The sequence below is a fragment of the Martelella sp. FLE1502 genome, from assembly GCF_053484255.1.
The window spans coordinates 36,345-46,878 of sequence record NZ_JBAKFQ010000034.1; the positions used below are offsets into that span (position 1 = coordinate 36,345).

Below are 10,534 nucleotides of genomic sequence, written 5' to 3' on the forward strand. Positions count from 1 at the left end.
GGTCTTGCCGATTTCGTCAAGACCGGAAGCGCTTCTTTCTGCCATGGCGCAACGGAGGTGGATACCGGGGCCGAGGGGCGGCTCGCGGTTTTCGATCCAAAGCCTGAGTTTCGGTCACGCCTCATCCCCTGAGGGCTGCGGGAAACCCGTTACGCCGAGCGTGCCTGACGGGTAATCCGCGCCCATTCCGGGATCCACTCGTGATGCGCGATCAGCAGGTCATCGACCAGTGACCATATCTGGTCGAGGTCGAGTTCGGCGGCCGTGTGCGGGTCCATCATCGCGGCGTGATAGAGATGCTCGCGGTTTTCGTTGATCAGCGCGGCAACTGTCAGTTCCTGCACGTTGATATTGGTGCGGATCAGCGCCGTCAGCTGCGGCGGGAGATCTCCGATATAGGTCGGCTGAATGCCGGATGCGTCCACGAGACACGGCACTTCCGCCGCGCAGTTTTCCGGCAGCGAGGTGATGCAGCCATTGTTGCGGACATTGCCGTAGATGACGGACGGCTCGCCGGTCCATACGGAGTTCATGATCGAGGAAGCATATTCCTTGCTCTGCTCGACCTTGATTTCATCGGCCTTCTTGTATTCTGCCGCCTGATCCTTCCATTTGGCGATCTGTTCGACGCAGCGCACGGGGTATTCGTCCAGCGGAATGCCGAATTTCTCGATCAGGTCCTCGCGGCCTTCCTTGATGAAATAGGGCGTGTATTCGGCAAAATGTTCCGAGCTTTCGGTGACGAAATAGCCGAGCCTTGTGAGCATTTCATAGCGCACCTTGTTGGGGCAGCGCGGGTTCCAGCTTGACGGTTTCGGGAACCGGCCCTCGCGGTAACCGCGCACCAGATCGGGGTAGAGGTCGCGGTAGCTGCCGTCTTTCTGGCGATGCTCGAATTTCAGGAAGAACGCCATGTGGTTGATGCCGGCGGAGCGGTAGCGGATTTCCTCGTAAGGGATATCGAGGTCGCGCGCCAGTTCGCCGGCGGTGCCCTGCACCGAATGGCAGAGGCCGACCTGTTTGATCTTCGGGTATTTCTCGGCAATCGCCCAGGTGTTGATCGCCATCGGGTTCACATATTGCAGCAGAATGGCCTCGGGGCAGACCTGCATCATGTCCTCGCAGATCGACCAGAGATGCGGCACGGTGCGCAAGCCCCGCATGATGCCGCCGACGCCGAGCGTATCGGCGATCGTCTGGCGAAGCCCGTATTTCTTCGGCACCTCGAAATCGGTGACGGTGGCCGGCTCATAGCCGCCGATCTGGAAGGCGACGACGACGAAATCGGCGCCCTCCAGCGCTGCGCGCTGGTTGGTATGCGTGGTGATCTCGGATTTCGAGCCAAGCGTGCGGGCGAGCTTGCCGGCAACGATCTCGCTTTCGGCAAGCCGCTCCGGATTGAGATCCATCAGGGCGATGGACGCGTCCTTCAGGGCGGGGCGCTGCAAGGCGTCGCCGATGATGTTTTTCATGAAAACCGTGGAGCCGGCGCCGATGAAGGTGATCTTGGGTTGTCTGGTCATTGGGTAATTCCTCAAATTCAGGCGGCAACTTCGAAGGCGGCCTTGACCAGCCGCTTCGTGTAGTCTGTCTGCGGGTTTTCCAGCACATCGCGCACCGGCCCCTGTTCAACGATTTTGCCGTGCTGCATGACGCAGACACGGTGGCATAGCGCTCGCACGACCTTCAGGTCGTGCGAGATGAAGAGGTAGCTGAGCCCTCTTTCGCACTGGAGTTTGCGCAGGAGCTCGATGATTTGTGCCTGCACGGAGAGATCGAGAGCCGAGGTCGGTTCATCGAGCAGAATGAATTCCGGCTCCAGTGCCACGGCGCGGGCAATGGCGATGCGCTGGCGCTGGCCGCCGGAAAACTCGTGCGGAAACCGATGGGTGATGGAGCCCGGCAGGCCGGCATCGACAAGGGCATCGCGCACCCGTTCTTTGCGGTCCTTGCCAGACGAGCCGATATTGTTGACGATCAGCCCTTCCTCGATGATCTGGCCGATCGTCATGCGCGGATTGAGCGATGAGAACGGGTCCTGAAACACCACCTGCATGCGTGAGCGCAACGGGCGCATCTGTTCGCGGGAAAGCCCCTCGATATGTTTATCGTCGAAGAGCACCGTGCCACCGTCAGAATGGATCAGACGCATCAATGCCTGGCCGAACGTGGTCTTTCCCGACCCGCTTTCGCCCACCAGCCCCAGCGTTTCGTGCTTTTTGAGCGTGATCGACAAATCGTTGACCGCCACGAGCTGGCTGTAGCTGGACTTGAAGAATGTGCCGGTTTTCAGCGTAAAGGCGACGCGGACATCCTTGCCTTCCAGAATGGTCTGCGATCCTTCCGGCAGCGGATTGGCCTCGCCCGATGGCTCCGAGCCGAGAAGCTTCTTGGTATAGGGGTGCTGCGGGTCGGCGAAAAGCGCCCTGGTCGTGTTGTGCTCGCGCACCACGCCTTCGCTCATCACATAGACATAGTCGGAAAAATGCTGAACCACGGTCAGGTCGTGGGTGATCAGGATGACGGCCATGCCGAGTTCCAGCTGCAAGTCCCGGATCAGGCCGAGAATCTGCGCCTGAACCGTCACGTCGAGTGCCGTGGTCGGCTCGTCGGCGATCAGCACATCCGGCTTGTTGGCAAGCGCCATGGCGATCATCACGCGCTGGCGCTGGCCACCGGAAAGCTGGTGCGGGTATTGTTTCAGGCGCGCCTCCGGTTCCGGGATCTGGACCTGTTTCAGAAGTTCCAGGGTTTCGGCTTCCGCATCCTTGCGGCTGACGCGGCGGTGGGTCTGGATCGCCTCAATGATCTGCGATCCGATTGTATAAATCGGGTTCAGCGAACTCATCGGCTCCTGAAAGATCATCGAAATCCGCGCGCCGCGCATCTGCCGGCGCTTCTTGTCGGAAAACTTCAGAACGTCTGCGCCGTCATACGTGATTGTCGCGCCCTTGCCGACACGCGCGCGCTTCGGCAGCAGCCCCATCACCGTTCGGGCCGTGACGGACTTGCCGGAGCCGCTCTCGCCGACGATGGCGATGGTCTCGCCGCGATAGAGCTGGAAGGAGACATCGCGCACGGCATTCACCGTGCCGTCCTCGACCGCGATATCGACGGCGACATTGCGGGCGTCAATGATCGGCTCGCCTTGCTGTTCGCCATGGTCGCGCCGCGTGGAAGGCGCCGTGTCATGTCTGAGGTCGTCAGTCATTGAAAGCGTCTCCTTCTCAATAGGGGTCGATGGCGTCGCGCAACCCGTCGCCGAACGCGTTGAAGGCGAAGACGGTCAGAAGCACGAAGGCGACGGGCGACAGCAGCCAGGGATAGGCGCCGATCACCGCGTAATTGGAGGTGTCGCGCAGCATCAGCCCCCAGGAAATCATCGGCGGCTTGACCGCAAAGCCGAGGAAGCCAAGGAAAGCCTCGAGCAGCACGACCGTGGGGATGGCAAGCGTGACCGCGACGATCACATGACTCATCACATTCGGCAGGATATGGCGGAAGATGATGCGCTTGTCGGTGGCGCCGACGGCAATCGCCGCGCGCACATAATCCATGCGCACCAGCCCCATCGTCTTGCCGCGCACCTCGCGCGACATCTGCGCCCAGCCGAGCGCCGACATCACCGCGATGACGAAGCCGAGAAACACCTTGGTCGGGGCGGTCACCGGAATGAGCGAGGCCAGTGCCAGATAGAAGGGCAGTTGCGGAAAGGCGAGCACCAGTTCGACGAAGCGCTGGATCCACGAATCCACCGGCCCGCCGAAATATCCGGACGTCATGCCGACGGATGTTCCGACGATGGTGACGACGGTGACCACGGTGAGCGCGATCAGAAGCGAAATCCGCGAGCCGTAGAGAATGCGCGACAGCACGTCCCGGCCGAGCTTGTCCGTGCCGAGAAAATGGATCACCGAGCCATCGGTCGCGCCGATGAAATGGCGGTCGGCCGGAATGAAGCCGAAGAGCTTGTAGGGCGCGCCCTTGACGAACAGACCGATGATCTGCGGGTTGTCGTAATCCTTGCCGACGAGCGGCTGGAAGGTGACCGGGTCCAGTTCGCCGGTATCGCCCAGCGGATAGACCCGTGGCGGAAACACGAATTCGCCGTCCTTGCCAAACACAGTGACCATCTGCGGCGGCTGATAGGAATCGCCTGTAACGCGCGGATCGGCGGGCGACAGGAAATCGGCGAACACGGCGACGAACAGCAGGAAGACCACCAGGATCAGCCCCATCATGCCGGAAAACGAGCGCTTGAGCCTGCGCCACACCAGTGCCAGATAGGTTTCGTTCTTGTCGGCTTCCGGCTCTTTGACTGTGTCGACGGTTTGCAGGATGTTGTCGGTCATGCCGCGGCCCTCCCGGTCTGTCTGACGCGCGGATCAAGGGCCACAAGCAGAAGGTCGGCGATGATATTGCCGATCAGCAGCATGGCCGAAAGCAGCAGCATGAAGGTCGCCGTGACATAGACATCGCCCACCTGCATCGAACCGACGATGGCCGGGCCGACGGTCGGCAGCGCGAAGATGATGGCGACCTCGATTTCGCCGGTTAGCATGTAGGGCAGAACCACGCCCTGATACATGACGAGGGGATGCAGCGCATTGGGCACGGCATGGCGCATGATCACCTTGCGCTCCGAAAGCCCCTTGGCGCGCGCGGTCTCGACATATTGCATGTTCAGCGTGTCGAGCAGATTGCCGCGCATGACCCGCATATTGTAGGCGAGCCCGCCGAATGTCGCGATGGCGACGACCGGCCAGATGTGTTGCACGAGATTGACGAACTTGCCCCAGGACCAGGGCGCGCCGCCATATTGCGGCGAGAAGAAACTGCCCACTTCATTGACGTCGAAATGGAAGACGAGGACATAGACGATAATCAGCGCCATCAAAAAGCGCGGCACCGTCATGCCGAGAAAGGCGACCCCCGACAGCGCCGTATCGATCCAGCTATATTGGCGCGTGGCCGCGACGATGCCGAAGCCGATGCCGAGAATGGAAGCCAGGATGTGGCACGTCAGCGCCAGCGCCAGCGTGCGCGGCAGCCGTTCGGCGACGACGTCGGAGACGGGTTTGTTATAGTAGAGGCTCTGGCCGAAATCGCCGTGAAAGACGATGCCCTTCACCCAGTTGAGATACTGTACGGGAAGTGGATCGTTCAGGCCGTGGGTCTCGCGATAGGCCTCGGCCTGCCGGTCGGCCTGTTCGAAGGTCGCGCCGCCCTGATTGATCGCCTGCGAGCGGATATAATCGCTGTAATCGCCCGGCGGGGCCTGGATGATGACGAAGGTCACGATGCTGAGCACGAACAGCAGCATCAGCCCCGACATGATCCGGTTGAACAGAAATCGCGCCATTTTACCTTGCGTCCCTTGTCTGTGCGGACCGGCAACTGGAGGAGAACAGGGTTGCCGGTCCGCGAGGTTGGCGGCGGCGCTTTCACAAGAGCCGCCGCGACGCTTTGGGGTGTCAGCCGCTGACCGGCCCGTCGCCGCCTAGCTTGCCGGGGAGCGTTTGCGGAAACAGCTGATAGTCCTGCTGCTCGTCCGCCGGAACAAACATGCGCTCGCGGATAATGGCGTCTTCCGCCCAGTTGAACATGAAGATCGGCGCACCGGCGGCGACATTGTCGAACCGTTTGTTGACGATCAGTGCGCCCGGATATTCCGTCAGCCCGACCATATCGACATTCTGCGTCACGACGGTCTGATACTGTTTCATCAATTCAGCCCGCTCGGCATTATCGTCGGTGGCGATGAACTGGTCGATGATGTCGACCATTTGTTCCTCATAGGCCATCAGGTCGACCGTGCCGTCCGGCCCGGCGCGGTGATGTTCGCTGGTGCGCGGTCCCACAGGCGCAAGGCCGGTGGTGCCCTGCACCACGGATGCCAGAGCCGGCGGATTGCGCAGGATCATCCAGTCGAACTTGCCGGCCCGCCGCTGGTTGTCGAACTGGTTGTTCTCGATGGCGTTCTGCACCACCCTGAGGCCCACCTGCTGCAGCTGGCCGATCAGGCCCTCGGCGAGGCTGAGGTCGGTGGTGTAGTTGGAACTCAGCGAGACCACGATATCGACATCCTGCCCGTCCAGCGTGCCTTCCGGCCAGTTGACGAAGCCGTTGCCGTCCGTGTCCTCAAGACCGATGGAGGCGAGCAGTTCTTTCGCGCCCTCCGGGTCATAGGGATAGTAATAGGTGGATTCCCGGTCATAAAAGCTGGTGCCGGAATTCAAGCCGCCGGGATAGATGGCGGTGAAGGGGCCGCGGACGAGTGAATCGCCAAGCGCCTGACGGTCGATCGCCATCGTCACGGCCTTGCGGAAGTCCGGGTTACGGTTGAGTTCACGCACCGCCTCTTCGCGTGCGTCCGGCTCGCCCCAGCCATTGCCTGAAAGGTTCATGCGCATATTGTAGCCGATCAGGCGCGGACCGAAGGCCAGCCTTGCCGGTGCATCCTCCTCGGCGGCGCGGCGCAATGCCACGACGAAGTTTTCCGGCTGTTCGAGGTTGGAAAGATCGGCAGACCCCGCAATCGTCTGGATGTCGCGGTCGGCCCAGGTCGACAGCTTGTACTGCAGCTCATCAATGTAGGGGAGCTGGTGGCCGTCCTCGTCGACTTTCCAGTAATAGGGATTGCGGCGCAGGACGATGATGTCATCGGGCCGGTATTCGACCGGTGCCCAAGCGCCCATCACCGGCCAGTTCATCATTTCCGGCGGAAAGCCGTTGCGATATTCGTCATAGGTCGTATCGGCATATTTCGGGTGTTTGGTCTTCAGGATATGCGCCGGACCGGGGCAGAAATCGCCATAGGCCATGTTGAACAGATACTGGCGCGGGAAGGCTTCGGCAAAGGTCCATTCGACCGTGTAGTCGTCCACGGCCTTCAGTGTCGTGTCGGAGCCGAAGGTTTCGCGCGTGGCCCCATTGAGCGGCGATACATTGGGGTCGACGATATTGTCTTCCCACATGAACATCACATCTTCGGAGGTAAAGGGCTCGCCGTCGGACCATTTCGCACCCTCGATCAGGTGCATGGTCAGCGTGTGCCCGTCTTCCGACCACTCCCAGCTCTTGGCAAGGTTGGGCAAGGGCTCCATGTCACTTGCTTCGACCTGATAAAGCGGCGCGGTGCGCGTCAGGCACTCATACATGCCGATGTCGATGCCGCCCCATCCCTGCGCCTGGCCTGCCTGATAGTTCCAGCCTTCCGGCCGGCCGCCGATCACATGGCGCAGCGTGCCGCCGTAAACGCCCATGCCGTCCGGCATGTTGCCGGTCTTGAAGACCAGCGGTTCCTTCGGCAGCCGTTCCTCGACCGGCGGCAGCGCGCCGGTCTCGACAAATTGCTCCGTCACCCATTCCGGCTCGGAATAGGACGGCAGCGATCTGAATTCCTCGATCGCGTTGCGCGGCACATAGGTGATCTTGGCCTGGGCCGGGAAATCCGGCTGCGGCGGCACGACCGTCATTTCCGAAGCGAGTGCCCCGGAGACGAATGCGAGGGTTGAAATCCCGGCGGCCAGGATACTGGCCAGATGCCGGGCAGAAAGGTGCGGTGTCATCGTGTCGTCCTCCCGTTTTGACACTGAATGCGAAGGCGCATGGCCGTTCGCCGGTTGTTCCGCCGGCAAGGCTCCTACCCACAAGGCCGCCGGAACAGGAAAGACAGGACCGGCATGCCGCCGGACCGGTCGAGATTAAAACGTCAGGCGTTGGCCGCCGCGCGCTCGGCTTCCTTTTCCGCGCGCATTTCATCCACCGAACGGATATGGCGGCGGGCCGCCCCGTCCCATTCGCGGGTCTTGACCGTCGCCTTCGAAAGCCGCTCTTTCGCGCCATCGATGGCATGCGCATATTGCGGCAGCCATGCGGCCTGTGCGACGACCATCTCGTCCACCATCTGCCAGACCTCCTCCGGCGTGCAGACGGCGCCGACCAGCGGATCGTGCAGCACGGCCAGTTTCAGAAGATCGAGATCGCCGGTCACGGCCGCATGAACCGACATGCGCTGCACATTGATCGAGGCCATGCAGGTTGCAGCACAGGCTTCCGGCAGCGTGATGCCGGCGACCATATTGAGGCCGAAGCGATCAACGAAGCCGGGCGATTCAATGATGCAGTCATCCGGCAGATTGGTGATCACACCGTTGTTCTTGCGGTTAAAATGGCCGCGATAGACCCGGCCTGTCTCGAGCCCTTCGAGAATATAGCTGGCATGTTCGCTCGAGCGCTTCTTCGGGTCGATCGGCTTTGCCGCATCTTCGAGGAAGCCGTCATACTCGGTCTCGAACCAGTTGCGGTTTTCCGCCGTGTAGCGCAGATAGCCGCCGGTTTCGCCGTGGATCCAGTCGGACATGTCGATCCAGCGGGTGATTTCCTCCGGGCGTTTGCGATACCAGGGCAGGTATTCGGACAGGTGGCCGTTGCTCTCGGTCGAGTAGACGCCGAAACGCTTCAGCACGTCGATGCGGACCTTTTCCTGTTTCGAGATCACAGGATGCGCCTCGAAGGCGGCGATCAGCTCGTCTTTACCGATTTTGCGGCCATTGACGCGCAGATCGGTGAACCAGGTCTGATGGTTGATACCGGAGCAGATATAATCGAGTTCGTTCTGTCTTACGCCGAGCACTTCCGCAATCTGTTCCGCGCCGTGCTGGACGCCATGGCACAGACCGATCGTGTCGACCTTGCCGTATTCATTGGCGGCCCAGGTGTTCATCGCCATCGGATTGGCATAGTTGAGGAAGCGGGCACCGGGTTCGGCCACTTCGCGGATATCCTTACAGAAATCCAGAATGACCGGAATGTTGCGCTGGCCGTAAAGAATGCCGCCGGCGCAGATCGTATCGCCGACGCATTGGTCGACGCCGTATTTCAGCGGAATGCGGATATCGTCGGCATAGGCCTCAAGCCCGCCGACGCGCACGCAGGAAATCACATAACGCGCGCCCTCGATCGCCTTGCGGCGGTCGGTGGTCGCGGTGATGGTGGTCGGCAGGCCATTGGCCTCGACGATCTTTTCGAGGATGGTTTTCACCATCGTCAGATTTTTCTCGCTGATATCCGTCAGCGCGACCTCGATGTCCGCGAACTCCGGAACGCACAGAATATCCTTGAACAACGTCTTGGTGAAACCGACGCTGCCGGCGCCGATAATGGCTATTTTGAAAGCGCTCATAGCCGCCTCCCTGAACTAAGACCAACACACAGGGTAAAATCCAACGCAACAGAGGACCAACCGGCAGGGCGCAACGAAGGGCGTGCCCCAGGTCGATATGTTCTGACTGTAGCGCTTGTGTTTCAAACTCCCGAACCGCATTATGCAGCAGTCAGGAGGACATCACAGAGAGGGATTGTGCTTTCATGGGTAATTCTGTGCTGCGGGAAATGCGGGCAAAGGCGCCGATCGGGCGGCTGATTTCGCTGCCGCGCGGCCATCAGGACCTGCATGCCATGCCGGTCAGCGCCGGCTATGAAATCCGCACCAGGCCGGATTATCAGTGGGATGGAAGGCGTCGCGGCCAGAGCCCGTTCTCGGTGATCCAGTACACGATTGCCGGTGCGGGAAACCTGCGCTTTGAGAACCAGACCTATCGTATCCGGCCGGGTGAAACCATGCTCACCCTGATCCCGCACAACCACCGCTACTGGCTGGAAGAGGGCGGCATGTGGGAGTTCTTCTGGATTTCGCTTAACGGCGAGGAGGCGATGCGCATCCAAAGAGCGGTTCTGGCGACCACCGGCCCCGTTCTGAAACTCAAGGAGCAGACGGTCGACAAGCTTGCCGATTGTCTCGCACGCCTGCTTTCTTCAGAAACCGACACCCCGGCCCGGGCCTCCGCCGTCGCCTATGAGGTGACCATGCTGCTTTATGACGACGTTTTCGGCGTCCACACCATGCCGCCGGTGGAAAGCCGGGCGATGCAGCGGGTCATCCATTACATTGATGCCAATCTTGAAAAGCCGCTGCCGGTGGACAGGCTGGCCGAGATTTCAGGCTTCAGCCGCTCGCATTTCTCGCGGCTCTTCGCGCAGTCGGAGGGCATGCCGCCCGCGGAATACGTGCTTCTGCGCCGTCTCAAACAATCGACCCGGCTCTTGGCAAGCGGCGACCACACGGTCAAGGAGGTGTCCGGCATGGCCGGCTTCGCCGACCCCAACTATTTCGCCAAAGTGTTCCGCCGCTATTTCCGCGTCAGCCCCACGGAGTTCAGGAAGATCGGCCTCGCCGCCAGCATCATGACAATGAACACCGAAACCGCCGCCCCCGCGCTGCAAAAGCACCCGGTCGAGTATCCGGAAGCCGACATCCGTCAAACATAGATACGCCGCCGCAGGTTTTCTGAGTAAGGAGCGGAAACAAGAGCAGTTCAAAGGGCTGCGCAAAGGCAGATCGAAACCTTGAAGTCACTCTTGTTCTGGCGTGATGCAGGCCGTATCGATCGTCAACATAACCGTCTTGAAAGGGATTTAGAGCATCAGGCGTGATGAATGAATCGTATGGGATTCCGTTTTGGTGCGATTT

Annotated in this window: 7 protein-coding genes; 1 reads left to right on the plus strand and 6 read right to left on the minus strand. The window is 60.8% G+C overall.

Features of this window, described 5'->3' with window-relative positions:
- Positions 1-149: 149 nt before the first annotated feature.
- The 6 genes from melA (V6767_RS20840) to melA (V6767_RS20865) form a co-directional block, all read right to left on the minus strand.
- Entirely contained in the window at positions 150-1,523 is a 1,374-nt protein-coding gene (melA, locus tag V6767_RS20840) for an alpha-galactosidase (protein ID WP_448475216.1), read from the minus strand.
- A gap of 17 nt (positions 1,524-1,540) precedes the next feature.
- Entirely contained in the window at positions 1,541-3,211 is a 1,671-nt protein-coding gene (locus V6767_RS20845; protein ID WP_448475217.1) for an ABC transporter ATP-binding protein, read from the minus strand.
- 16 nt (positions 3,212-3,227) lie between these two features.
- Positions 3,228-4,352, minus strand: coding sequence for an ABC transporter permease (locus V6767_RS20850; protein ID WP_448475218.1), 1,125 nt, complete (start codon positions 4,350-4,352; stop codon positions 3,228-3,230).
- Complete coding sequence (locus V6767_RS20855; RefSeq protein WP_448475219.1) at positions 4,349-5,362, minus strand: ABC transporter permease; 1,014 nt, start codon at positions 5,360-5,362, stop codon at positions 4,349-4,351. Before V6767_RS20855 ends, V6767_RS20850 begins: the two co-directional genes overlap by 4 nt.
- 112 nt (positions 5,363-5,474) lie before the next feature.
- Complete coding sequence (locus V6767_RS20860; protein WP_448475220.1) at positions 5,475-7,571, minus strand: ABC transporter substrate-binding protein; 2,097 nt, start codon at positions 7,569-7,571, stop codon at positions 5,475-5,477.
- A gap of 143 nt (positions 7,572-7,714) precedes the next feature.
- Entirely contained in the window at positions 7,715-9,187 is a 1,473-nt protein-coding gene (gene melA, locus V6767_RS20865) for an alpha-galactosidase (protein WP_448475221.1), read from the minus strand.
- A gap of 185 nt (positions 9,188-9,372) precedes the next feature.
- Between melA (V6767_RS20865) and V6767_RS20870 the strand changes: the two genes are divergently transcribed.
- A complete protein-coding gene (locus V6767_RS20870) occupies positions 9,373-10,332 on the plus strand; it encodes an AraC family ligand binding domain-containing protein (RefSeq protein WP_448475222.1) in 960 nt (319 codons plus the stop codon).
- Positions 10,333-10,534 lie beyond the last annotated feature (202 nt).

Excerpts from the sequence above, each read along its gene's own strand:
- V6767_RS20870 (WP_448475222.1), top strand. The coding sequence starts at position 9,373 with ATGGGTAATTCTGTGCTGCGGGAAATGCGGGCAAAGGCGCCGATCGGG.
- V6767_RS20855 (WP_448475219.1), bottom strand. The coding sequence starts at position 5,362 with ATGGCGCGATTTCTGTTCAACCGGATCATGTCGGGGCTGATGCTGCTG.
- V6767_RS20850 (WP_448475218.1), bottom strand. The coding sequence starts at position 4,352 with ATGACCGACAACATCCTGCAAACCGTCGACACAGTCAAAGAGCCGGAA.
- melA (WP_448475216.1), bottom strand. The coding sequence starts at position 1,523 with ATGACCAGACAACCCAAGATCACCTTCATCGGCGCCGGCTCCACGGTT.
- V6767_RS20860 (WP_448475220.1), bottom strand. The coding sequence starts at position 7,571 with ATGACACCGCACCTTTCTGCCCGGCATCTGGCCAGTATCCTGGCCGCC.
- melA (WP_448475221.1), bottom strand. The coding sequence starts at position 9,187 with ATGAGCGCTTTCAAAATAGCCATTATCGGCGCCGGCAGCGTCGGTTTC.
- V6767_RS20845 (WP_448475217.1), bottom strand. The coding sequence starts at position 3,211 with ATGACTGACGACCTCAGACATGACACGGCGCCTTCCACGCGGCGCGAC.